The organism is Micrococcus sp. UYEF5, from assembly GCF_040546065.1.
GTDB lineage: Bacteria > Actinomycetota > Actinomycetes > Actinomycetales > Micrococcaceae > Micrococcus > Micrococcus luteus.
This window is the reverse complement of sequence record NZ_JBEPNB010000002.1, coordinates 172,110-195,626: the sequence shown is the minus strand read 5'-3', so window position 1 is coordinate 195,626 and position 23,517 is coordinate 172,110. Positions and strand designations below refer to the sequence as shown.

General features: G+C 74.8%; 19 protein-coding genes. 5 read left to right on the top strand and 14 right to left on the bottom strand.

The genetic code is table 11. The features are described 5' to 3' along the window. The first annotated feature begins 37 nt into the window (after positions 1 to 37). Positions 38 to 457 carry a DUF4870 domain-containing protein gene (locus tag ABIB16_RS02895; protein ID WP_049146774.1) on the top strand — a complete coding sequence of 140 codons (420 nt, stop codon included), beginning with the start codon at positions 38 to 40 and terminating at the stop codon, positions 455 to 457. 15 nt (positions 458 to 472) lie between these two features. Here the strand turns inward: ABIB16_RS02895 and hemW are convergent, their stop codons facing one another. Further along, a complete protein-coding gene (gene hemW, locus ABIB16_RS02890; RefSeq protein WP_049146776.1) occupies positions 473 to 1,753 on the bottom strand; it encodes a radical SAM family heme chaperone HemW in 1,281 nt (426 codons plus the stop codon). Next, the gene (gene lepA, locus ABIB16_RS02885; RefSeq protein WP_044659803.1) at positions 1,754 to 3,613 is read right to left on the bottom strand and encodes a translation elongation factor 4; all 1,860 of its coding nucleotides are present in this window, start codon (positions 3,611 to 3,613) and stop codon (positions 1,754 to 1,756) included. It lies immediately after the preceding gene. A gap of 111 nt (positions 3,614 to 3,724) precedes the next feature. Here lepA and ABIB16_RS02880 point away from each other — a divergent pair, with 111 nt between their 5' ends. Both ABIB16_RS02880 and rpsT read left to right on the top strand, forming a co-directional pair. Further along, complete coding sequence (locus tag ABIB16_RS02880; protein WP_210078866.1) at positions 3,725 to 4,387, top strand: type II toxin-antitoxin system PemK/MazF family toxin; 663 nt, start codon at positions 3,725 to 3,727, stop codon at positions 4,385 to 4,387. Positions 4,388 to 4,582: 195 nt separating this feature from the next. Then, entirely contained in the window at positions 4,583 to 4,849 is a 267-nt protein-coding gene (gene rpsT, locus ABIB16_RS02875; RefSeq protein WP_002854699.1) for a 30S ribosomal protein S20, read from the top strand. A 102-nt stretch (positions 4,850 to 4,951) separates the two neighbouring features. Here rpsT and holA read toward each other — a convergent pair whose 3' ends face one another. The 6 genes from holA to ABIB16_RS02845 all read right to left on the bottom strand — a co-directional run bounded on the left by holA (position 4,952) and on the right by ABIB16_RS02845 (position 14,577). Then, positions 4,952 to 5,971: a DNA polymerase III subunit delta gene (gene holA / locus ABIB16_RS02870; RefSeq protein WP_049146780.1), complete on the bottom strand. Its 1,020-nt coding sequence runs from the start codon at positions 5,969 to 5,971 to the stop codon at positions 4,952 to 4,954. 10 nt (positions 5,972 to 5,981) lie between these two features. Beyond that, on the bottom strand, positions 5,982 to 8,549 hold the full coding sequence (locus tag ABIB16_RS02865) for a ComEC/Rec2 family competence protein (protein WP_354436040.1): 2,568 nt from the start codon (positions 8,547 to 8,549) through the stop codon (positions 5,982 to 5,984). 29 nt (positions 8,550 to 8,578) lie between these two features. Further along, positions 8,579 to 9,436, bottom strand: a complete 858-nt coding sequence (locus ABIB16_RS02860; RefSeq protein WP_134377192.1) for a ComEA family DNA-binding protein — start codon at positions 9,434 to 9,436, stop codon at positions 8,579 to 8,581. 129 nt (positions 9,437 to 9,565) lie between these two features. Next, positions 9,566 to 10,540, bottom strand: coding sequence for a DegV family protein (locus ABIB16_RS02855; RefSeq protein WP_134377193.1), 975 nt, complete (start codon positions 10,538 to 10,540; stop codon positions 9,566 to 9,568). Positions 10,541 to 10,586: 46 nt separating this feature from the next. After that, positions 10,587 to 13,094: a leucine--tRNA ligase gene (leuS, locus tag ABIB16_RS02850; RefSeq protein WP_134377194.1), complete on the bottom strand. Its 2,508-nt coding sequence runs from the start codon at positions 13,092 to 13,094 to the stop codon at positions 10,587 to 10,589. A gap of 157 nt (positions 13,095 to 13,251) precedes the next feature. Next, positions 13,252 to 14,577: a YkvI family membrane protein gene (locus ABIB16_RS02845; protein ID WP_044659806.1), complete on the bottom strand. Its 1,326-nt coding sequence runs from the start codon at positions 14,575 to 14,577 to the stop codon at positions 13,252 to 13,254. A gap of 376 nt (positions 14,578 to 14,953) precedes the next feature. Here ABIB16_RS02845 and ABIB16_RS02840 point away from each other — a divergent pair, with 376 nt between their 5' ends. Together ABIB16_RS02840 and ABIB16_RS02835 are read left to right on the top strand one after the other, a co-directional pair. Then, entirely contained in the window at positions 14,954 to 15,961 is a 1,008-nt protein-coding gene (locus tag ABIB16_RS02840; protein ID WP_354436039.1) for an IS481 family transposase, read from the top strand. Positions 15,962 to 15,970: 9 nt separating this feature from the next. Continuing rightward, positions 15,971 to 17,026 (top strand): alpha/beta fold hydrolase, encoded by a 1,056-nt coding sequence (locus ABIB16_RS02835; RefSeq protein WP_044659808.1) that lies wholly within the window; start codon positions 15,971 to 15,973, stop codon positions 17,024 to 17,026. A gap of 66 nt (positions 17,027 to 17,092) precedes the next feature. Here the strand turns inward: ABIB16_RS02835 and ABIB16_RS02830 are convergent, their stop codons facing one another. From ABIB16_RS02830 to mihF, 6 genes are all read right to left on the bottom strand, one after another. Continuing rightward, a complete protein-coding gene (locus ABIB16_RS02830) occupies positions 17,093 to 19,156 on the bottom strand; it encodes a primosomal protein N' family DNA-binding protein (RefSeq protein ID WP_159401773.1) in 2,064 nt (687 codons plus the stop codon). A 112-nt stretch (positions 19,157 to 19,268) separates the two neighbouring features. Further along, positions 19,269 to 20,531, bottom strand: coding sequence for a methionine adenosyltransferase (gene metK, locus ABIB16_RS02825; protein ID WP_010078605.1), 1,263 nt, complete (start codon positions 20,529 to 20,531; stop codon positions 19,269 to 19,271). A gap of 15 nt (positions 20,532 to 20,546) precedes the next feature. Then, a complete protein-coding gene (gene coaBC, locus ABIB16_RS02820; protein ID WP_044659810.1) occupies positions 20,547 to 21,833 on the bottom strand; it encodes a bifunctional phosphopantothenoylcysteine decarboxylase/phosphopantothenate--cysteine ligase CoaBC in 1,287 nt (428 codons plus the stop codon). A gap of 7 nt (positions 21,834 to 21,840) precedes the next feature. Further along, positions 21,841 to 22,281 (bottom strand): DNA-directed RNA polymerase subunit omega, encoded by a 441-nt coding sequence (gene rpoZ / locus ABIB16_RS02815; protein WP_010078603.1) that lies wholly within the window; start codon positions 22,279 to 22,281, stop codon positions 21,841 to 21,843. Positions 22,282 to 22,347: 66 nt separating this feature from the next. After that, on the bottom strand, positions 22,348 to 22,998 hold the full coding sequence (gene gmk, locus ABIB16_RS02810) for a guanylate kinase (RefSeq protein WP_010078602.1): 651 nt from the start codon (positions 22,996 to 22,998) through the stop codon (positions 22,348 to 22,350). A gap of 71 nt (positions 22,999 to 23,069) precedes the next feature. Further along, on the bottom strand, positions 23,070 to 23,384 hold the full coding sequence (mihF, locus tag ABIB16_RS02805; RefSeq protein ID WP_036313727.1) for an integration host factor, actinobacterial type: 315 nt from the start codon (positions 23,382 to 23,384) through the stop codon (positions 23,070 to 23,072). Positions 23,385 to 23,517 lie beyond the last annotated feature (133 nt).

The following is a 23,517-nucleotide window of genomic DNA, read 5'->3' as shown; positions in this document are numbered from 1 at the left end:
CCGGCGCGCGGGTCCCGCGATCCAGGAGGAGCCCCTCGTGAACACCCGCGCGCAGCCCGACGCCGGCCGCACCGGCCACGGCCCGCCCGCCTGGCTCGTCTCGGCCGGCGGCCGCGGCGCCCCGCTCACGGCGAAGCAGGACCGTGACCGCGCGGCGCTGGCCCACCTCAGTCTGGCGTTCGGCGTGCTCGGCCCGCTGGTCGTGTGGCTGCTCTACCGCGACCGCGGCCCGTTCACCTCGCAGGAGTCGCGCGAGGCCCTGAACTTCTCCGGGCCGCCCACGCTCATCACGCTCCTGTTCTTCTTCCTGTCCCTGCTGCCGGTGGTCGGCCCGATCTTCGCGATCCTCGGCGCGCTCACGTGGGCCGCCATGGCGGCCTACGGCGTGATGGGCGCCTCGCACGTGTCCAAGGGCCGTCCGTTCCGGTACCCGTTCAACCTGCGCATCCTGCGCTGACCCGGGGCCGGCCGGTCAGAAGCCGGCCAGCGCCCGGACGATCGCGTCGTTGAGCAGCCGCCCCTCGAGCGTGGGGACGATGCGGCCGTCGACGGCGGCGCGCCCGTCCAGCAGGCCCGCGGCGATGAGTTCGGCGATCGCCCCACGGATCCGCGCGGCCTCCCCCGGCGTCTCCGAGACGAGCTCCGCGGTCGGGAGCCCGCCCACCGTGCGCACCGCGAGCATGATGCGCTCGAGGCGCCGCGCGTCGGCGTCGGGCCGCTCGCGGCCGACGGCGGGGGTGACCCCCGTGGCCAGCCGCTGCGCGTAGGCGGCGGGGTGTTTGGCGTTCCAGAACCGGACCCCGGCGAGGTGCGAGTGCGCACCCGGGCCGATCCCCCACCAGTCCTGGTCCTCCCAGTACGCCACGTTGTGCCGCGCACGGTGGACGCCGGAGCCCTGCGGGTCGCGCGCCCAGTTGGACACCTCGTACCAGCGGTAGCCGGCGGCGCCGAGCAGCTCCTCGGCGAGCAGGTACTTGTCCGCCTGGTCGTCGGGGTCCACGTCCGCCACCTCGCCGCGGGCCACCTGGGCCCCGAGCTTGGTGCCCTCCTCCACGATCAGCGAGTACGCGCTCACGTGGTCCGGGGCCAGGGCGACGGCGGCCTCGAGCGTGGCCCGCCAGTCGGCGAGGGACTCCCCCGCGGTCCCGTAGATCAGGTCCAGGGACACCTCCAGGCCGGCCTCGCGGGCCGCGGCGACGGCGGCGGGGACGGACTCGGGCCGATGGGTGCGCTCGAGCGTGGCGAGCACGTGCGGCATCGCGGACTGCATGCCCAGGGAGAGACGGGTGAAGCCGCCGGCCGCGAGCTGGCGGGCGTACTCCGGGGTGATCGTGTCCGGGTTGGCCTCGGTGGTCACCTCCGCGCCGGGCGCGATCCCGAACCGGTCCACCGCCGCCTGGAGGATGCGCACGAGGTCCGCGGCCGGCAGGAGCGTGGGCGTGCCGCCGCCGAAGAACACCGTGTGCAGCGGGCGGGCGGGCACGTCCGAGGACGCGAGCACGTCCGCGGCGAAGTCCAGCTCCGCGACCGCCGACTCCCAGTAGTCGCCGCGACCCGCGCCGGGGCCGAGGTCGACGGCCGTGTACGTGTTGAAGTCGCAGTAGCCGCAGCGCACCGTGCAGAACGGCACGTGGACGTACAGGCTGAAGGTGCGCGCCGCGCCGTCGCGGGCGGCCGCGCGCACCCGCTGCCCGACGTCGGCCGGCAGCCGGCCGTCGTCGGGGACGGGCTCGCCGAGGGGCAGGGCGGGCACTTACTTCTTCGCCGCCTGGTCGGCGCCGGCGCCGTCCGAGGACAGGGCGGCGATGAAGGCCTCCTGCGGGACCTCCACCCGGCCGACCATCTTCATGCGCTTCTTGCCCTCCTTCTGCTTCTCGAGCAGCTTGCGCTTGCGGGAGATGTCGCCGCCGTAGCACTTGGAGAGCACGTCCTTGCGGATCGCGCGGATGTTCTCGCGGGCGATGATGCGCGAGCCGATGGCGGCCTGGATCGGCACCTCGTACTGCTGGCGCGGGATCAGCTCCTTGAGCTTGCCCGTCATCATCACGCCGTACGCGTAGGCGTTGTCCCTGTGGGTGATCGAGGAGAACGCGTCCACCTGTTCGCCCTGGAGCAGGATGTCCACCTTGACGAGGTCGGCGACCTGGTCGCCGTCGGCCTTCCAGTCCAGCGAGGCGTACCCCTTGGTGCGGGACTTGAGCTGGTCGAAGAAGTCGAACACGATCTCGGCCAGCGGGATCCAGTAGCGGATCTCCACGCGTTCCTCGGAGAGGTAGTCCATGCCCTTGAGATTGCCGCGCTTGGCCTGGCACAGCTCCATGACGGCGCCGATGAACTCGGCCGGCACGATGATCGTGGCCGAGGCCATGGGCTCGCGCACCTCGAGGATCTTGCCCTCGGGGAACTCGGAGGGGTTGGTCACGGTGACGACCTCACGGTCCTCCCGGGTGACCTCGTAGACCACGTTGGGCGCGGTGGAGATGAGGTCGAGGTCGAACTCGCGCTCGAGGCGCTCGCGCACGATCTCCAGATGCAGCAGACCGAGGAAGCCGACGCGGAAGCCGAAGCCCAGCGCGACCGAGGTCTCCGGCTCGTAGACGAGCGCGGCGTCGTTGAGCTTGAGCTTGTCCAGGGCGTCACGCAGCACGGGATAGTCCGAGCCGTCGATGGGGTACAGACCCGAGAACACCATGGGCTTGGGGTCCTCGTAGCCACCCAGGGACTGCTCCGCCGGGTGGGCGTGGTTGGTGACCGTGTCGCCCACCTTGGACTGACGCACGTCCTTCACGCCGGTGATGAGGTAGCCCACCTCGCCCGCGGCCAGGCCCTTGGTGGGCACGGGCTCCGGGGAGGAGACGCCGATCTCGAGGAGCTCGTAGGTGGTGCCCGTGGACATCATGCGGACCTTCTCCCGCGGGGAGAGCCGGCCGTCCACGACGCGCACGTACGTGACGACGCCCCGGTAGGTGTCGTACACGGAGTCGAAGATCATCGCGCGGGCCGGGGCGTCCGCGTCCCCCTCCGGGCCGGGGACGGCGCGGACCACGCGGTCCAGCAGCTCCTCGACGCCGACGCCCGTCTTGCCGGAGACGCGCAGCACGTCCTCGGGCTCGCAGCCGATCAGGGAGGCCAGCTCGGCCGCGTAGCGGTCCGGATCCGCGGCGGGCAGGTCGATCTTGTTGAGCACGGGGATGATCTCCAGCTCGTGCTCCATGGCGAGGTAGAGGTTCGCCAGGGTCTGGGCCTCGATGCCCTGGGCGGCGTCCACCAGCAGGATCGCGCCCTCGCACGCGGCCAGCGAGCGGGAGACCTCATAGGTGAAGTCCACGTGCCCGGGGGTGTCGATCATGTTCAAGGCGTAGTCCACCCCGTCCACGGACCAGGGCATGCGCACGGCCTGGGACTTGATGGTGATGCCGCGCTCACGCTCGATGTCCATGCGGTCCAGATACTGGGCCTTCATGTCGCGGGGCTGCACGACGCCGGTGGCCTGCAGCATGCGGTCCGCCAGCGTGGACTTGCCGTGGTCGATGTGGGCGATGATGCAGAAGTTGCGGATCACCGAGGGGTCGGTGGCAGCGGGCACCGGGGGGTTCGACGCCAGGGGCGACACGGGCACTTCCTCTACGGGTGACGGGGACGGGACTCTGACCGCCTAGTCTCTCATGTCCCGCCGCCGACCCGACCCGGACGCCGGGCCCGCGCGTCCACTAGATTCACGCCCATGGCCTTCGACCTGCATCGCGCCCTGTCCCTCGGCCGCCGGACGGCACGCCTGATCGGCGCCCTCCGCGACGACGCCCGGCCGCGTCGAGCCGCCTCCGAGGCCGGTCGACGGGCCGGCGACCGGAGCGGCCCGTCACCCTTCCCGGGCCCGCCCGGGCCTCCCGGGCCCGCGTGGGACCCCACGGAGCCCACCGACTCGTGGCCGATGCCCGGGCCCGGGCAGGAGCGCCGGCCCCGGCGACAGGACACCGGCCGCCACGCGTCCCTGCCGGACTTCACCGGGACCGTCCGCGTCGAGTACGCGCCCGTGCCCGGGCCGACGGCCGGGCCGGGCGAGGTCGTGTGGACCTGGGTGCCGTACGAGGAGATGGACGGCCGGGGCAAGGACCGCCCCGTGCTCCTGATCGGCCGGGACGGGGCGCACCTGCTCGGGCTCATGCTGACCAGCCGGGACCGGAACAACGCCCTGGCCCGGGACGAGGACTACGTGAACGTGGGCGCGGGCGCCTGGGACCGGTCCGGCCGCGCCTCGGAGGCGAAGCTGGACCGGGTGGTCCGCGTGGATCCGGCCGCGGTGCGCCGGGAGGGCGGCGTCCTGGACCGGGCGGCCTTCGACCGGGTCACGGCCGCGCTGGCCCGCGCCCGGCGGCGGGGGCGCTGAGTCCGCCGCGCGGATCGCAGGGTCTGGGTGGTAGGATCGTCCGCATTGTGTCCGCCGGTCGACGGGCACCCCCGGAACGGGTCATCATCGGTGTTCCCCACGCCGCTCAGTCCACGGATCCGGGCACCCTCCACGACCCCCTGTTCATGCGGCGCCCGGACCCTCGTCCGCGCCGCCGACGACGAAGGACCCGATTTGGCTAACATCAAGTCCCAGAAGAAGCGCATCCTCACCAACGAGAAGGCGCGCCAGCGCAACGTCGCGGTGAAGTCCGAGCTGAAGACCGCCATCCGCGCCGTGGACAAGGCCGTCGCCGCCGGCGAGGCCGAGGCCGCCGCCGCCGCGCTGCGCACCGCCTCCCGCAAGCTGGACAAGGCCGCCTCGAAGGGCGTCATCCACAAGAACCAGGCCGCGAACCGCAAGTCCGGCATCGCCGCCCGCGTGAAGGCCCTCCTCGGCTGATCCACGCCCCCCGGCTGTGACCGCGGCCCCCGCCCCGAGCGATCGGTGCGGGGGCCGCGTCGTGTCCGGGCTGCCCCCGTCGCGTGCCGTCCGGCGGCGCCGTCAGCGGCTGACGGCGGTGGCCACGCGGATGACCGCGCGCTCGACGGCGAACTCCGGGTTGCGGGAGGCGCCCTTGGCCTCGGCGTCGGCCTGGGCGATCCACTCCACGGCCTGCGCGATGCCGGCCGCCGTCCAGTGCCGCGCCGCCTGCTGGATGTAGCGCACCTGGAACGGGGCCACCCCGAGCAGGGACGGCAGCTCGGCGGCGGGCCGGCGGGCGTCGATCATCCGTGCCACCTGCCGCGCCTTGAGCGCGAGCGCCGCGGTGATCATCACCGGGTGCACGCCGGTGGCCATCGCGTGCCGCACGAGGGACACGGCCCTCGCCGCCTGCCCCTCGAGCGCCGCGTCGGCCACCGCGAAGCTCGTGGCCTCCACGCGGCCGCTGTAGTAGGTGTCCACGGTCTCGACGGTGACGACGCCCTCGGTGTCGTCGACGAGCTGGGCGCACGCGGCCGCGAGCTCCGTGAGCGAGGCGCCGGTGGCGCGGATGAGCGCGCGGGCCGCCTCCTCGTCGATGCGTCGACGCCGGTCGCGGAACTCGGCCTGCACGAAGGCCAGCCGCTCCTCGTCCTTCTTCAGCGGCACGCATTCGACCACCGTGCCGGCCTGGGCGACGGCGTCCAGCAGCTTCTTGCCGCGGTTGCCGCCGGTGTGGCGCAGCACGAGCGTGACGTCCTCCGCGCCCGGGCCCTGCTGGACGAGGCGCAGGGCGTCCTCGAGGAACGCGTCGTTCATGGCCTCGAGGCCCTCGACCGTGATGAGGGTGGGCTCGGCGAAGAGGGACGGGCTGGCCGCGGTGGCCAGCTGGCCGGGCTGGTACTCCCCCGCGCGGAGCCGGTGGATCTCCAGCTGGCCGTGGCGCTCGCGCAGAGCCTGGGTCACGCGGTCCGTCACCCAGCGGGCGGCATGGTCCTCGGGCCCCTTGAGGAGCATGAGCGGGGCGGGCTCGGCTCGCCGCCAGGCCAGCGGGTCGGTGCGGCCGGCTCGGCCGGAACGGGGGCTGCGGGCGGCGGACATGCGTCCCATCCTAGGGTCCGGTGCGGACGCTCGAGGGCGGGCGGACGGTGTGAGCCGCGATCTCGGGCGCGCCGTCGGGGTCGGGGCCGTCCGCAGCCGTGAGGGCCAGCGTGCCGTGCAGGTCCGTGCGGGCCACCGGCCCGAGGCGGCCGAGCGCGTCCACCGTGGCCCGGTGGGGGTGTCCGTACGGGTTGTCGGCGCCCACGGAGACCACGTGCAGGCGGGCGCCGACGGCGCGCGGCACGGCCGTCCCACCGTTGCGCGCGCCGTGGTGGGCGACCTTGAGCACGTCCACGTGCGGCGGTGCGGCGGCATCGGACCGGCGCCCCGCGACCCACGCCGCGGAGGCGTCCTCCTCCATGTCGCCGGTGACCAGCGTCGTGACCGGACCGGCCCCGCTCTCGACGGTGACCAGCACCTGGGCGGAGGCGTCGTTCTCCTCGGGGGCCCGCGCGTCGGCGAGCAGCACGTGCCACCGCACCGGCCCGGCCGTGCCCGTCGCGCCGGTGCGGAGCCGTGCCGCGTCGGCGGGCGGGTCGACGCCCTCCGCCTCCCCGCCGCGCCCTCCCCTGCCCTGCCCCGGTGCGTCCCGGGTCGCGTAGTGCACCGCCCCGGGGGAGGCGCGGTCGACAACGCCGGCCAGTCCCCCGGCGTGGTCGGCGTGCAGGTGGGTGAGCAGCACGGCGTCCACCCGGTCGACGTCGAGGTCGTCGAGGCAGCGACGAGCGAGCCCCGGCTCGGGCCCGACGTCGACGACGACCCCCGCGTGCGGGCCGGACCGGAACACGGCCATGTCCCCCTGGCCGACGTCGCAGAACGCCACCGCCCAGTCCGGCGGGGCCGCGCCCGAGGCCCGCGGCACGAGGACCGCCCCGACCGCACCCGTGGTGGCCGCGGCCAGCGCGGCGGCGAGCACGACCAGGGCGGGGAGGCGCTCGCGGGTCCGCGGCGCGCTGCGGCCGACACGCCGCACCGGGGCGGCCCGGCGTCGTTCGAGCAGGAGCACGGCGGCGAATCCGAGGAGCGTCGCGGCCACCAGCAGGACGCCCAGCCCGGCACCGAGGGCCCCGGCCGGCCACGGACGCAGCGCCCCGGGCAGCGAGGCGCTGGTGTGGGCGACCCACCCGATCCAGGCCGCGGGCCACTGGATCACGGCCACGAGGGCGGCGGCGATCCCCGGCGCGGGCAGGGCGAGGGCCGCGGCGAGGGTGCCCAGGACGGTCACGGGCGGCACGGCCGGGGCGGCCAGCAGATTGGCCGGCACCGCGTAGGCCGACACCTCGCCCGTCATGGACAGGATGATCGGCTGACAGGCCAGGTGGGCGGCCACGGTCACCGCGAGCGACGCCGAGAGCCACCGCGCCACGACGTCGGGCAGCACCCGGCCGAGCCCGGCGTGCAGCGCACGGTCGAGGGGCGCGCCGCCCAGGACGATGCCCGCGGTCGCCGCCAGGGAGAGGTGGAAGGCCGGTTCCACGGCGAGGGCCGGCACCGCGACGAGCAGGGCCGTGCCGCCCACCGCCAGGAGTCCGAACGCCTGCCGCGCGCGGCCGAAGAACACCGCGAGGGCTCCGAGAGCGCCCATCACGGCTGCCCGGAGCACGGACGGCTCCGGTCCCACGACGACCACGAACACCCCGAGGACCGCCAGCCCGGCGCTGAGGACCACCGCCCGGTGCACCCGCGCGCAGCGCAGGGTGATCGCGACCGCGCCGAGGATCATGGCCACGTTGGCCCCGGACACGGCAGACAGGTGCGACAGGCCCGAGGCCTTCATGGCGTCGTCGAGGGCGGGCCCCTGGGCGGAGCGGTCGCCCAGCACCAGCCCCGGGATGAGCTCCGGCGCCGCGCCGACCGTGCCCTCCGCGGACTGACGGAATGCGGCGCGCAGCGCCTCCCGCCGCGGCGGGCCCGGGTCGCCGCCGGTGGCCCCGCCTGCCGTCTCCGCCCCGCCGGGGCAGGGACCCGGCTGCGGGACGGCCGCGGCGGCCAGGAACACGGTGGAACCGGACCTCGACGGCCGGGCCACCACGCACACCCGCGATCCCGGCCCGCCGCCGGGGGCCGCCGTCCCGTCCGACGGCGCGGCGATCGTCGCGGGCGGTGGGCCCCCGCCCGTGAGTCGGGCCGTCACGGCGGCCTCGGGGGCCCGTGGCGGGTGACCGAACGTCTCGACCCGCACGGGAACGCTCCAGCGCGGGCCGAAGGTCGCCTCGCTCCGGGTGGCGGGCCCGTCCAGGGTCAGCTCGAGCCGCAGCGGTGAGCCGGCGTGCACCGCGCCGGTCCAACCGCTGGCGCTGGCCGCGGCGGCGGGCCCGGCCGAGTGCTGCAGCATCAGGGCCGCGGCTACGCCGGCCAGCGCCGTCGCGGTGGCCACGCCCCGTATCCGACCGGTCGAGCGGGCGGCCCCCAGGACGGCGGCCGCGGCGACGGCCAACCCGGTGAGGGCCGCCGCCGAGCGGGCCGGGGCGTCCCAGGCGACGCCGAGGATCCCGAGGGTCAGGCAGGCGAGCAGGGCGGGCACCCACCGGGCCTCGAGCGGGCCGGGCACCTCGCGGTGGCGGGCGCGGCGGTCCATGGGATCGCTGGACGGACCCGGGGCCGGGCTCACCACGAGACGTGGTCACGCAGCCGGTCGAGCGTGGCCGGGCCGATGCCGGGCACCGCGTCCAGGTCCGGCAGGCCGGTGAACGGGCCGACCGTCTCGCGGTGGGCGATGATCTTCTCCGCCGTGGCGGGGCCGACGCCGGGCAGGGTCTGCAGCTCCGTGGCGTCGGCGGTGTTCAGGTCCACGGTGTCGCCGGACTCGGCGCCGCCCGGCTCGCCTCCGGCACCGGCCCTGCCCGTGGTCGGCGTGGGCTGCGCCTGCGCGGCCCCGGCCACCCGGTCCAGGGCGTCCTGCGGCGTGTGGGCGGAGGGGACGAGGACCTGTTGGCCGTCGTCCAGCGGGGCCGCGAGGTTGATGCGCTCCGCCCGGGCGTGCCGGGTCGTGCCGCCGGCGGCGCGCACGGCGTCGGCCACCCGGGAGCCCGGCGCGAGGCTGACCACACCCGGCCGGGCGACCTCGCCCACCACGTGCACCCGCAGCGGGGTGGACCCGGCGGGGCCGGACGCCTCCCCCGACGGCCCCGCCTCCGGCGTCCGCGCGTCGGTGCCCGCCGCCGACGGGGCGGTGGAGGGAGCGTCGGTCTGCGGGATGCCCGCACCGGCCGCGGCCGCCGGGATCGCCGAAGGCGGCGCCGGGGTGGTCAACCAGGCCACCGCCCACCAGGCCGCGGCGGCGACGAGCAGCACCGTGACCGCCAGCAGGGCCGGCCGCCACCGCAGCACCGGGCCCCGGGGCGGGGTGCGCTCCCACCGGGACGCGGCGTGCGGGCTGGCCGTGTCGACGTCGGGGACGGCCGAGGGCGCGGGGTCCGGGGCGAAGGCGGGCGGATCGTCGCAGAGGCGGTGGCTGGGGCTCATGCGGGCAGTCTGCGTCCCCGCGTCTGAGCCGGGCGCGTCCCGCACCCGGCTTGGGGATCACCATCGCGCTCCAGGGCGGTGTGCAGGAACGGACGCGCCCGTCTCCTCAGCGCTCCCGCACGGGCGGCCTCAGTCCCCCGAGCCCCCCGTGGGCGATTCCAGCGGGCAGATCACCACACCCAGGGCGCCCAGGCCCAGGTGCGCGGCGAGCACGGCGGGCAGCTCGACGACGGGCACGGGGGTGGTGGAGATCGGCTGGAGCCGCTCCGCGAGCTGCACGGCCGTCTCGGGGTCGCCGTACGCGTGCACGGCGATCCGCACCGGGTCCCCGCCGGCCCGCTCGGTCGCGAGCTCCACGAGCCGGTCGACGGCCCGGGCCGCGGAGCGCGGGCGGTCGACCAGGCCGATCGCGCCGTCGTCGACGGCCATGACGGGGCGCACCTGCAGCAGCGTGCCCAGCAGCGAGGCCAGCCCGCTGATCCGCCCGCCCCGGCGCAGCTGCTCGAGGCTGGGCACCGTGAACAGCACGTGGCTGGAGTCCACGGTGGCCTCGAGCCGCTCGCGGATGCGGGCCACGGGCATGCCCACCCCCGCGTCCACGGCGGCGTCCACCACGGCCATGCCCAGCGCGAAGCCCACGGTGCGCGAGTCCACCACGGTCACCGGGCGCTCGGCGTCCGCGGCGGCCAGGCGTGCGGCCTCCACGGTGCCGGAGAGCTCGCCGGACAGGTGGACGGAGAGGATGCGTGCGTAGCCGGCGCGGGCCAGCTCGGCGTAGGCCGTCCGGAACGCGCCCGGCGAGGGCCGTGAGGTGCGCACCGGGGTGCCGGCGGCCAGGGCCAGCGGCAGCTCCAGCGCGAGCTCGTCCGTGCCCTCCGTGTGGATCTGCTCGCCCACCATGACGGGCAGCGCCACCTGGCGGATCCCGGCGGCCAGACCGTGTCCGAGGACGGCGCCGGGCAGGGCCGCGGCCGAGTCCGTGACGACGGCCGTGCGGTCCCGGCGGGGCGGGCGCAGCCCGTAGCGTGCCCGCCCGGCCAGCTGGGAGCGGCGGGAGCGCAGGCGGGCGAGCGCGTCGTCGCGCCACTGCTCGATGCTCGCCACGGCCTGCCTCCTCTCCCCCGGCCCGGTCGGGGCCGGTCTCACGCGGTCAGCGGATCACCAGGTTCACGAGCTTGGGCTCGCGCACGATCACCTTGACGATCTCGGCGTCCCCGATGAAGTTCCGCACCTTCTGCGACGCGCGGGCGCGCGCCTCGAGGTCCTCGGCGGTGATGTCCGCGGGCACCTCGAGGGTGTCGCGGACCTTGCCCTTGACCTGGACGACGGCCGTGACGGTGTCCTCGACCAGCAGCGCCTCGTCCACCGCGGGCCAGCCGGCGCGGACCACGGAGGGCTCGTGGCCCAGGAGGACCCACATGTCCTCGGCCGTGTACGGCGCCACGAGGGAGATCAGCACGGCCACGGCCTCGGCGGCCTCGCGGACGGCGGGGTCGGCCGCGCCGGCGCCCGCGTCGATCTCCTTGCGGGCCGCGTTGACCAGCTCCATCGTCTTGGCGACGACCACGTTGAACTTGCCGTCGTCCAGCAGCTGCTGGGCCTCGTGCACGGTCCGGTGCGTCACCCGGCGCAGGGTCACGGCCCCGTCCGCCGGGTCCGTGCCGGCCGGGGCGCCCGTCGCGCGGACGTCGCGGGCCAGGCGCCACGCGCGGGCCAGGAACTTGCCGGCGGCCCCCGGGGCGACGTCGGCCCAGTCCACGTCGTCCTCGGGCGGCGAGGCGAACACCATGGTCAGGCGCACGGCGTCGACGCCGAACTCGTCCAGCTGGTCGCCCAGGTCCACGCCGTTGCCCAGCGACTTGGACATGGCCTTGCCGCCGTTGAGCACCTGGCCCTGGTTGAGCAGGGCGCGGAACGGCTCGGTGAAGGGCACCAGGCCGAGGTCGTGCAGGGCCTTGGTGAAGAAGCGGGCATACAGCAGGTGCAGGATCGCGTGCTCCACGCCGCCCACGTACTGGTCCACGGGCAGCCAGCGGCGCAGGGCCTCGGGGTCGAAGACGCGGGCGTCGTCGTTCGGGGACGCGTAGCGGAGCATGTACCAGGACGAGTCCACGAACGTGTCCATGGTGTCGGTGTCCCGTCGCGCGGGGCCGCCGCACTGCGGGCAGTCCACCTCGACCCACGACGTCGCCGCGGCCAGGGGCGACTGGCCCTTGGGGGCGAGCTGCTCGCCCTTGAGGTCGGTCGGCAGGGTGACCGGCAGCTGGTCCTCCGGCACGAGCACCTCGCCGCAGTCCGGGCAGTGGACCACGGGGATCGGGGTGCCCCAGAAGCGCTGACGGGAGAGCAGCCAGTCGCGCAGCCGGTACGTGGTGGTGCCCCGGCCGGTGCCGCGCTCCTGCACGATCTCGATGGCCCGCGCGATGGCCGCGGTCTTGTCCAGGCCGTCGAGCTCCCCGGAGTTCACCAGGATGCCCTCGCCGGTCGTCGCGACGCCGGAGACCGCCGGGTCCTCCTCGCCGGTGTCCAGCACGGTGCGCACGGGCAGGCCCATGGCGCGGGCGAAGTCGAGGTCGCGCTGGTCGTGGGCCGGCACGGCCATGATGGCGCCCGTGCCGTAGTCGGCCAGCACGTAGTCCGAGGCCCAGATCGGCAGACGCTCACCGGTCAGCGGGTTCACGGCGTGGCGGCCCAGGAACACGCCGCTCTTCGGGCGGTCCGTGGCCTGGCGGTCGATGTCCGAGACCTTCTTCAGGTCCTCCCGGTACGCCTCGAGTTCGGCCCGCACGTCATCGCCGGCGAGCTCGGCGGCCAGCGGGGCGTCGGCGGCGACCACCATGAAGGTCGCGCCGTGCAGCGTGTCCGGCCGGGTGGTGAAGACCGTGACGACGGGGCCGTCCTCGACCTGGAAGTCGACGTGGGCGCCCTCGGAGCGGCCGATCCAGTTGCGCTGCATGGCGAGCACGCGCTCGGGCCAGTGGCCGGTGAGCTGGTCCATGTCGTCCAGCAGCGCGTCCGCGTACTCGGTGATGCGGAAGTACCACTGGTTCAGGGTCCGCTTGGTGACCTCGGTGCCGCAGCGCTCGCAGCGGCCGTCCACGACCTGCTCGTTGGCGAGCACCGTCTGGTCCTGGGGGCACCAGTTGACCGGGGAGTCCTTCCGGTACGCCAGGCCCCTGCGGTACAGCTGCTGGAACAGCCACTGGGTCCACCGGTAGTACTCGGGGTCCGAGGTGTGCAGCTCACGGGACCAGTCCACGGCGATGCCGTACCGCTGGAAGGAGCGCTTCTGCGTCTCGATGTTCGCGTAGGTCCACTCGGCCGGGTGGGCGTCGCGCTTGATGGCGGCGTTCTCGGCCGGCAGGCCGAAGGAGTCCCAGCCGATGGGATGCAGCACGTCGAAGCCGCGCTGCATCCAGTGGCGCGCGACGACGTCGCCCATCGCGAACGCCTCGGCGTGCCCCATGTGCAGGTCGCCCGACGGGTACGGGAACATGTCGACCACGGTGCGGGTCTCGGAGCCGTCCTCGCGCGGGGCGAACGTCCCGGCCTGCTCCCAGTACCCGGCCCAGCGGGCCTCCACGTCACGGAACGAGTACTCCGCGTCGGCGGGGATGCTGGGGGTGGCCGGCACGGCGCTGTCGGGGGTCTGGCTCACGGCGGTTCGAGTCCTCACGCAGTCGGGATGGAGCGCCGGCCCTCGGGCGGCGCGGACGGGGCCGGCGGCACGGCCGGCCACCCCATCCTACGGCGACGGCGCCCCGGCCCGGCCGCAGGGCCGCTCCGAGACGCCGTGCCCGGCCGGGCAGGCGCGTTCAGGCGGAGTGGCTGCCGCCTGCCGGACGCTCGGGCCCGGCGTCGGGACCGGGATGCACCTCGTCGGGGGTGACCGCGTCGTCCTCCTCCAGCACCTGGGCGACCTCGTCCTCGAGGGCCTCCGTCACCGCGCCTGGGGCCGCCACGGAGTCCCCGACCGCCTCCTGCAGCTGCACGGCGTGCTGGGCCGTGAAGGTCTTCTCCGGATGCTCACGCAGGCGGAGCAGCGCGAGCAGGCGCAGACGCAGCCCCGACTCGGCGGAGATCTGCCGGCGGTGGGTGAGCCACCAGACGAGGAGCACGAGCGCGAGCACGATCCCCAGGTGGCCCAGCGCCGGGTAGACGACGTTCATCAGGTCGCCGAAGCCGACGAAGCTCACCGCGAAGGCCAGCAGCGTGACGCCGGCGAACACGGGCCGGTAGCGGCCCGGGCGGTCGGCCGTGAGGCGGCGTCCCAGCGCGTAGAACATGCCGATCGCGGTGTTGAAGATCATCAGGTAGATCACCACGACCATCGCCCAGCCCAGCCAGGGCGCGATCGAGGCGAACAGCCGCAGCATGGGGACGTCGGCGCGGCCGATCTCGGCGTAGCCGAGGTAGAGCAGCGTGGAGGCCATCAGGAGCAGGGCGGTGTACATCAGGCCACCGGTGAGGCCGCCGAGGAACGCCTCCCGGGGGTGGGTGATGGACCCGCCGATCACGAGGCACATGGACACGGCCATCACGACGACGAGGCCGAAGTAGTTGACCGAGGACAGCCACCACGGGTCCACCGGCGTGGTGGCCTGGACGGCGAGGGACTCGTGGGCGGTGAAGCCGCCGTCGCGGGTGACCAGGACGTGGACGAACCCGGCCACGACCGCGACGACCACCAGGGGCGTGATCAGGGAGATGATCGCGGAGACCTTCTCCACGTCCAGCATGCCCGTCACGAGCACGAGCAGGGTCATCAGGGTGGAGCCCGCCCACGTCGGCCAGCCGAACTGCTGGGCGAGCGTCGAGCCTGCCCCGGCGAGCATGACGACGCCGATCGCGAAGAGCGTCACCGTCACCACGACGTCCAGGATCCGGGCCATCACGGGGTGCGAGACGCTGCGGAAGACGACCTTGTGGTCGGCCGCGAGGAACACGCTGCCCAGCTGGAGGATGACGGCGCCGCCGGCGGTGACGAGCAGGCCGGCCAGTCCCGCGCCCACGATGCCGATCCAGCCGAAGCCGACGAAGTACTGGATGACTTCGGCGCCGGTGGCGAAGCCGGCGCCGACGAGCAGACCGACGAAGGCGAGGGCGATCTTCAGGGATCTGAGGGCGACGGGGTGCTGCACGCATGGACCTTTCGTGGGGGACGGGGTGCGCCCGTCCGGGCCCCGGGACCGAGGACGGGCCGGAGTACGGTAGGCACGCGCGCGCCATCGTGGCCAGGACCAGGCGTCGCCGGGTTCCGGGCAGCGTGGCCTCAGGCCCGCCCCAGGGCCGCCCTCCCGTTGGTACGCCGCGGTCGCGATCAGGCCGAGCATCTCGGCGGACCCCGTCCCCGCGTCCAGCGGAGACGAGGCGCCACGGCGTCGGCGGTCGAAGGCCTGGCTAGGTGTTGTGGGTCATGAGGTTCTTGCCACGAGGCGCCGGCTGAGATGAGACGAGTGGGCCTCTCCCGCAGGATGGAAGTTCCTCAACAACCCACCTGCCAGAAGAGACCCACTCATGACTCACGCTAACGCACCCCTGACCCCCACCGGCCGACTCAGGATGGTCCACCGCCACCTGCACGACGGGATCCCGCAGGCGCACGTGGCCGCCGAGTTCCGGGTGAGCCGGCCCACGGTGGCCACTTGGGTCGCCCGCTACCGCGCCCAGGGAGAAGCCGGCCTTCAGGACCTGCCCAGCCGGCCGCACCGTTCACCTGCCCAGCTCGATCCGGTCTTGGTCGCCCAGATCCACGCCCTGCGGCGGGAGCGCAAGTGGTCCGCACGGCGCATCCATCACCACCTCGTCTCCGAGGGCCACCGGGTGTGTCTTCGTACCGTGGGACGGTGGCTGCACCGACTCGGGATCTCCCGCCTACGGGACCTGACCCCGGCCGGAGAAGACCTGCGCCAACGACCCCAGAAGATCACCGCCCGCGGCCCGGGGCACATGGTGCACCTGGATGTGAAGAAGATCGGGAAGATCCCAGACGGGGGCGGCTGGCGTGCTCACGGACGTGAAAGTGAAGCAGGCCGTGCTTCCAAGCGTGGTGCAGGCCGGCGGGTCGGCTACACCTACCTGCACTCGGCGATCGACGGGTACACCCGCCTGGCGTACACCGAGGCGTTGGAGGACGAGAAGGCGGTGACCACGATCGGGTTCTTCTGCCGGGCCCGCGCGTTCTTCGCCGCCCACGGCATCACCGTGGACCGGGTGGTCACGGACAACGGGAACAACTACCGGGCCGTGGACTTCACCGCCAAGGTGGTCTCGCTCGGGGGCCGGCACCACCGGATCCGCCCCTACACCCCGCGCCATAACGGGAAGGTCGAACGGTACAACCGGCTGATGGTCGATGAGGTCCTCTACGCCCGCCCGTACTCCTCAGAGCAAGCTCGGCGTGAGGCCCTGGCGGTGTGGGTGAACCACTACAACTACCATCGGCCTCATACCTCCTGCGGAGACGCTCCTCCGGCCTCGTTGGCACCGGCCCGAGTCAACAACGTCATGCCCTCCTACAGCTAGGGTGGGGACGTGCCTGTCCCGACGCCGTCCGCCGCCCCGGGCCCGCCCGTCCGCCTGCGCGATCTGCTGCGCCCGCCCGCGGCGCCCGCCGATCCCCGCGTGCTCACGGGCCACCCGGCCCGGACGCCCCGCCGGCACACCCTGGCCGTCCCGGACCCCGTCAGCGGGATCCGGTCGTCCGTGGCCGTGTGGGAGTACACCCCCGTTCCGGTGGCCGCGCCGGGATCGCCCGGCGCACCCGAGGGGGACGCGGCCGCTGCCCCGCTCGTGTTCGTGCACGGCTTCCGCGGGGACCACCACGGCCTCGCCCTGCTGGCCGACGCGCTCCCGGAGCATCCGATCCACTCGATCGAGCTGCCCGGCTTCGGGGCTTCGGAGCCCTTCCCCCACGCCGAGCACACCGTGGCCCATCACGCGGACGCGGTGGCCACCGTCGTCGCCGCCCTGGGTCTGCGGGCGACCCCCGTGCTGGTCGCGCACTCCTACGGGACGACGGTGGCGGCCGAGCTGGTCGCGCGGGACCCGTCCCGGTGGGGACGGCTGGTCCTGCTCAACCCCATCGCCGAACCCGCGCTGGAGGCGTCGGCGTCCGTGTCGAGTCGGGTGCTGGCGGCCGTCGCCGAGGGGTACTACGAGGTCGCCGCCCGCCTGCCCGAGCGCCCGGCGCGGCTGCTGCTGGGCGCGCCGCCGGTCGTGTGGGTGACCACGCTCGCCATGACCCACACCAGGGACAGGGATGTCCTCGCGTACACCCATGACCAGCACCGGCGCCACTTCTCGGACTTCGCCTCCGCACGCATGCTCTCCGAGGCGTACCGCGCCTCGAGCACGGGCTCCGTGGCCGACGTCGCCGCCCGCCTCAGCCTGCCGGTGCTGCTGGTCGCGGGGCGGGAGGATCCGCTGGGCTCGGTGCCGGCACAGGAGGCGCTCGCCGCGGCGATCGACGACGCGGGCGGCACGGCGGAGCTGCACGTCCTCGACGGCGTCGGGCATCTGCTGCACTACGAGCGGCCGGCCGCCTGTGCGGCGTTGATCCGCGACTGGCTCCGCCGCGCCGGCCGCTGACACCGTCATCGCCCCGGCGTCGCCGCGCTCCGGCCCCTCGGGCTGCGGGTCGGTCCGGCCGCCCCCTCAGAGCACCCCGGCCGGGTCGAGCCGCACCCGCACCGGGGCGGTCTCCCGCCGAGCGCTCGCTGCGGACCGGGCGGCGCGCAGGGCGCCGACGGTGGCCTCGGCCGCCGCGTAGGGGAAGATCAGCAGGGCGCGGGAGCGGGTCTCGTCGGCGGGGTCCGGCACCGGCCCAATCCAGGGCAGCCGCGCCGGGCCGCCATCGAGCGGGGCCGAGTGCGGATCCTCGTGGACGTCCTCGTCCGGCCGTTCCCGGCGGGCGGCCTCCACGAGCTCGAGGTACTCCGCGACGGCGGCGGCCTCCCCCGTGACCTCTGCGAGGCGGCCGGCGGGAGGCAGGTGCAGCTCGCGCCGCTCGGCGACCTGGCGCGCGGCGAAGCCGTCGGGGTCCCGTCGGACGAGCGCGTTCACCGCCTCCCCCGCGTCCGCGGTGACCACCACGACGCCCCCGTCGGAGGCGGGGCGGACCAGGCAGGCGGCCGCGAGCCAGCGGGCGAGCACGCGGCCCGGCACGTCGAGGCCCTCGCGCTGGAGCTGGCTGTCCCCGTCGAGCAGCAGGGCGGCCGCGTAGCCGTCGGGCGTCGCCGGCTCGGCCCCCACGGTCGCCACCACCAGGGAGGGCCCGGGCGGCACCGAGCCGAGCATGTGCTGCGCCGAGGAGGCGTGCACGGGCACGCGCGGGAACGCCCGGCCCAGCTCCTCGGCCGTGCGGTCCACGCCGCGGGCGCCGGCCCGCAGCGTCGTGCCGCCGCACTCGGTGCACCGGAAGCCGCGCTCCCGGGTGCCGCACCACCGGCAGGCCACCTCCCCGTGCCGGGCGGCCCGCGCGTCGCGGAAGCCCAGCGGCCCCGCGCAGACGCGGCAGCGGGCGGGCGTGCGGCACCGTTCGCACACGAGGGCGGGGATGAAGCCGGCCCGGGCCACCTGCACGAGCACCGGGCCCGGCCGTGGCCCGAGCAGCGCGGCGCGGGCGGCGGCCCAGGCGGCCTGCGGCAGCCGCGCCCGCTGCGCGAACGGGTCGCGCGCCGTCTCCCAGGCGTCGGCGGTGGAGACGACCCGTGGCCCGAGCTCGCGCTGGGTCGCGCGGGAGGGGCCCAGGTGCAGCAGCCAGCCCGACTCGACGAGCCGTTGCACCGGGACGGACCGGGAGGGCCCGGCGAAGAGCAGCGCCGCGCCGGTCGCGCGGGCCCGCTCCAACACGACCTCTCGGGCGTGGAAGTAGGGCGCGCGGGGTTCTGCCCACGCGTCGTCGCCGTCGTCCCAGAGCACCACCAGCCTCAGGTCGCGCACGGGCGACCACACGGCGGCCCGGGTGCCGGCCACGATGCGCCGGGTGCCGCGCAGCGCGGCCAGGTGGGCGCGGTACCGGGGCGTGTTGCCGTCCTCGGAGCCGATCCGCGCGTAGGCGTCCTCCCCCACGTGCTCGTCGAGGGCGGCGCAGAGCCGGTCGAGGTCGCGGTGGTCGGGCACCAGCAGCAGGACGCCGCCGTCCGAGGCGGCCACCGTGCGCGCCAGAGCGGCCAGCGCGCCCGCCTCGTCCCATTCGAACAGGCGCGAGGGCACGACGGCGGCCGCCCGCGCGGCGTCCCCGGCCAGCACGGCGGACACGAACGCGGTGCCCCCCTCGAGGGACTCCCACACCGTGGGCACGAGGCCCTCCTCCGCCGCGGGAGGCTCCGGGCGCTCGGCGTCCGTGCCGGTCAGCGTCACAGGGTGGTCCGCGGCGGTTTCCGCGTCCTCCGCCAGGGCGGCCTTCTCGACCTGCGCAACGCGCGGGGGCACCGCGGCCCGCAGCACGTCCGTGACGACGCCGGCCTGGCGGCGGGCCACCGCGCGAGCCGTCGCCAGGACCTCCTCCGTCAGCGGCGGGATGGCGGTGAGCACGCCGGTGAGCTCGGTGAGCTGGGCGCCGGTGGCCGGCTCCTGCTCCCGCGAGACGAGCCAGCCCGTCATGGCCCGTCCGCCGAAGCGGACGGACACGCGGGAGCCGGGGACCGCCCGGTCGTCCAGGGCCACGGGCACGAGATAGTCGAACTCGCGGTCCAGGTGCGGCACGGGCGAGTCCAGCAGGACGCGGGCGATCGGCCGCTCCGGCCACCCCTCGGCCCGCTCCGGCAGTCGGGGCGCGTCCTCCGGCTCCGGGAGGGCGAACAGCGTGTCCGTGATGCCCGCCTCCGGATCAGAGGCCGGCGGCAGCGCGCAGCTGCTCGACGCGGTCCGTGCGCTCCCACGTGAAGTCGGCGTCGTCCCGGCCGAAGTGGCCGTTCGCGGCGGTCCGTCGGTAGATGGGCCGCAGGAGGTTCAGCTCCTTCACGATGGCGGCCGGACGCAGGTCGAACACCGCGTTCACGGCCTCGATGATCTTCTCCTCCGGCACCGTGGCCGTCCCGAAGGTGTCCACGTACAGGCCCACGGGCCGGGCCGAGCCGATCGCGTAGGCCACCTGGAACTCGGCGCGCGAGGCGAGGCCGGCGGCCACCACGTTCTTCGCGACCCAGCGGAGCATGTAGGCGGCGGAGCGGTCCACCTTGGACGGGTCCTTGCCGGAGAAGGCGCCGCCGCCGTGCCGGGCCATGCCACCGTAGGTGTCCACGATGATCTTGCGACCGGTGAGGCCGGCGTCGCCCACGGGGCCGCCGATGACGAACTTGCCGCCCGGGTTGATGATGATCCGCATGCCGGAGGTGTCGAGGCCGGAGCGCTCGATGACGGGCCGGATCACGTGCTCCTCCACGTCCGCCCGCAGCTGCTCCTGCGTGACCCACTCGTGATGCTGCGTGGAGACCACCACGGCCTCGACCGTGGTGGGCACGTGGCCGGGCGCGTAGCCGATGGTGACCTGCGTCTTGCCGTCCGGCAGCAGGTACGGCATGGGCGTGTTCTCCGCCCGGCGCACCGCGGTGAGCCGCTCGGAGAGCCGGTGCGCGAGGTAGATGGGCATGGGCATGTACGCCGGGGTCTCGTCCGTGGCGTAGCCGAACATGATGCCCTGGTCCCCCGCGCCCTGCTCGTCCACCTCGTCCGCCGAGCCGTACTCGCGGGCCTCGAGGGACCGGGAGACGCCGGCGAAGATGTCCGAGGACTGCTGGCCGATGGAGATGTTCACGCCGCACTGGGCGCCGTCGAAGCCGTTGGCCGAGGAGTCGTAGCCGATGTCCAGAATGGTCTCGCGCACGATCTTGGGGATCTCCACGTACGCCGAGGTGTTCACCTCGCCGGCCACCTGCACCAGGCCGGTGGTGGTCAGGGTCTCCACGGCCACCTTCGCCGACGGGTCGGCGGCGAGGATCGCGTCCAGGATGGCGTCGGAGATCTGGTCGCAGATCTTGTCGGGGTGGCCCGCCGTGACGGACTCGGAGGTGAAGAGGCGGAGCTCTCCGCCGCCCACCCCCGAATACGGGTCGGCGTGGCGGGCGGGGCTCAGCGAGGCGGCATCGGTCATGCCGCACAGTCTAGGTCAGCGGCCCGACGCGCCGGCGGGGTCGCGACCGGCGAGGTCATCCACGATCGCCTGCACGACGGCGGCCGCCGCCTGGTCCTTGGAGCCCACGGTCTCCACGGCGGGGCGGCCGTCGGCGAACAGGATGGTCACGGCGGTCTCGTCCCGGCCGAACACCTTGTCCGTGCCGACCTCGTTGACCACGAGCATCTCGCAGCCCTTGCGCGCCAGTTTGGCCCGGCCGTACTCGAGCACGGAGGACGTCGCGTCGCCGGTCTCCGCGGCGAAGCCGACGATGAGCGGGGCCATGGGCCCGCCCTCGGAGCGGGTCCGCACGGCCGTGGCGAGCACGTCCGGGGTGCGCTCGAGCACGATGACGGGCGCGCCGCCGTCGTCGCCCTTCTTCATCTTGGCGTCGGAGACCTCGGCCGGTCGGAAGTCCGCGACGGCCGCCGCCATCACGAGGACGTCGGCGTCGGCGGCCTCCGCCAGCACGGCCTCGAGCAGGTCCTGCGTGGACTCCACGGGCACGACGCGCTCGACGCCCTCGGGCGTCGGGACGGACATGGACCCGGCGACGAACCGCACGGTGGCGCCGGCCTCGAGGGCCGCGCGCGCCAGGGCGGCCCCCTGCTTGCCGGAGGAGCGGTTCCCCAGGTAGCGGACCGGGTCCAGCGCCTCGCGGGTGCCCCCGGCCGTGATCACCACGGTGCGACCGGCCAGCGGGCCGGGTGTCGGCTCGGCGTCGGACCCGGAGGCCCGGGGACGGCGCGGGGCGCCCGCGGCCGCGGCGGCCTGCGCACGCTCCCAGATCTCGGCGGGCTCGGGCAGCCGCCCGGCGCCGGAGTCGGCCCCGGTGAGCCGGCCCACGGCGGGGTCCACGACCGTGACGCCGCGCTCGCGCAGGAGGGCGACGTTGGCGACCGTGGCGGGGTGGTGCCACATCTCGGTGTGCATGGCGGGGGCCAGGACGACGGGGCACGTGGCGGTGAGCAGCACGTTGCCCAGCAGGTCGGGCGCCATCCCCGCGGCGGTGCGCGCGAGCAGATCGGCGGTGGCCGGCGCGACCACCACGAGGTCCGCACGCCGGCCGAGCCGGACGTGGTTCACCTCGTCGACCGCCTCGAACGTGTCCGTGCGGACCGGGCGACCGGAGAGGGCCTCCCACGTCGCCGCGCCCACGAACTCGAGGGCGTTGGCGGTGGGCACCACGGTCACGCCGTGGCCGGCCTCGGTCATCAGGCGCAGCAGCAGCGCCGCCTTGTAGGCCGCGATGCCGCCGCCGACCCCGAGGACGATCTCCATGACGGGTTCAGGCCTCCGGGGCGTCCTCGGAGGTGCCCTCCTCGGCGCGCACCGTCTCGGCGGCCTCCTCGATGGCGGCGGGATCGCCCATCGGCTGGTGGGCGTCGGCCGACTCGAGGGTGGCGAACGGGTCGTCCTCGCCCGGCAGGGAGAAGTCGCCGAAGTCCTCGGCGGCCAGGTCGGCCTCCGGGGTGGCCTCGACGGCCTCGCGGGACACGAGCAGGTCGGCCTCGATCTCGCGCAGGGCGATGGACAGCGGCTTCTCGTTCAGCTGGGTGTCCACGAGCGGGCCGACGTACTCGAACAGCCCCTCGTGCAGCTGCGAGTAGTAGGCGTTGATCTGCCGGGCCCGCTTGGCGGCGAAGAGCACCAGGGCGTACTTCGAGTCGACCCGCTCCAGCAGGGAGTCGATGGGCGGGTTGACGATGCCTTCGTACTGTTCGGTCACGGGGTCTCCAAAGTCTTCATCTCACTGTCACGTCGGCGCCGGGTGCGGCGTCGGTGCGGCCGGTCCTCAGGCCTCGGTCGGACGGCGCTCGGGGTCCAGCCCCATGAGTCTCACCAGTTCCTCGGCGGCCCGCTCCACGCGGTCGTTCACGACGACGGCGTCGAACTCGGGTTCCGCGGCGAGTTCCAGTCTAGCCGTTTCGAGCCGGCGGCGCTGTTCCTCCGGGCTCTCGGTGCCGCGGCCGAGCAGCCGGGACACGAGTTCCTCCCAGCTCGGCGGCGCCAGGAACACGAAGGTGGCCTCCGGCAGCGCACGGCGGACCTGGCGCGCTCCCTGCAGGTCGATCTCCAGCAGGACGTGGCGGCCCTGCGCCACGGCCTCCATCACGCGGTCGCGCCGCGTGCCGTAGCGGTGGACGCCGTGCACGACGGCCCATTCCAGCATCTCGTCCGCCTCGACGAGGGAGTCGAACTCCTCCGGCGTCGTGAAGTAGTAGTGCACCCCGTCCTCCTCGCCCGGGCGCGCCGGGCGGGTGGTGGCGGAGACGGACAGCCAGGCCTCGGGGTAGTGCTCGCGGACGTAGGCCGACACGGTGCCCTTGCCGACGGCGGTGGGGCCGGCCAGGACGGTGACGCCCGGGCCCGGGGGGCGTTCCTGGACGGCGGTGCGGGCCACCGGGACGGCGGGGGCGGGTCCGGGGTCGAACGTGTCGGTCACGCATCCTCCTGGTGGGACGGGCCTCGCAGGCCCTTCACCCGGGCCGGCGCCGACCCGCCGGGGTGTGGGGGTCACCGGCCAATATAGGCGATCAACGCCTCGCGCTGACGACGGCCCAGGCCGCCCAGCCGACGCCGCGGCGAGATGCCGCACCCCGCCATCGTCTCCCGGGCCCGGACCTCGCCCACGCCCGGCAGGGCCAGCAGCAGGTCCACGGTCCGCAGGCGGGCGACGGCGTCCTCGGTGTCCGCGCGCGCGAACACGTCGGCCAGGCCGACCGCACCGGCGGCGAAGGCCGCCTTGAGCTCCGCCCGCGCCTGGCGGGCCTGGAGGGCCTTCCTCCGGGCCTCCGCCCGCTCCTGCACACTGAGCTGCCGCAACGCCATGGTCTGACCTCGATGCCTCTCATTCCTCACCGGCCCCGTCGAGACCCTTCCACCGTCAAGGACGACGAGCACAGCCGATCGAAAGGGAAGATACCATCCCGTCCACACGGCACGGGCGCGCCGGGAGGACGCG

Bases quoted from the DNA above. Each gene is read 5' to 3' on its own strand.
- ABIB16_RS02880 (WP_210078866.1), top strand. From the start codon at position 3,725: ATGGCCTTCGACCTGCATCGCGCCCTGTCCCTCGGCCGCCGGACGGCA.
- holA (WP_049146780.1), bottom strand. From the start codon at position 5,971: ATGTCCGCCGCCCGCAGCCCCCGTTCCGGCCGAGCCGGCCGCACCGAC.
- ABIB16_RS02865 (WP_354436040.1), bottom strand. From the start codon at position 8,549: ATGGACCGCCGCGCCCGCCACCGCGAGGTGCCCGGCCCGCTCGAGGCC.
- ABIB16_RS02860 (WP_134377192.1), bottom strand. From the start codon at position 9,436: ATGAGCCCCAGCCACCGCCTCTGCGACGATCCGCCCGCCTTCGCCCCG.
- ABIB16_RS02840 (WP_354436039.1), top strand. From the start codon at position 14,954: ATGACTCACGCTAACGCACCCCTGACCCCCACCGGCCGACTCAGGATG.
- metK (WP_010078605.1), bottom strand. From the start codon at position 20,531: ATGACCGATGCCGCCTCGCTGAGCCCCGCCCGCCACGCCGACCCGTAT.
- coaBC (WP_044659810.1), bottom strand. From the start codon at position 21,833: ATGGAGATCGTCCTCGGGGTCGGCGGCGGCATCGCGGCCTACAAGGCG.
- mihF (WP_036313727.1), bottom strand. From the start codon at position 23,384: ATGGCGTTGCGGCAGCTCAGTGTGCAGGAGCGGGCGGAGGCCCGGAGG.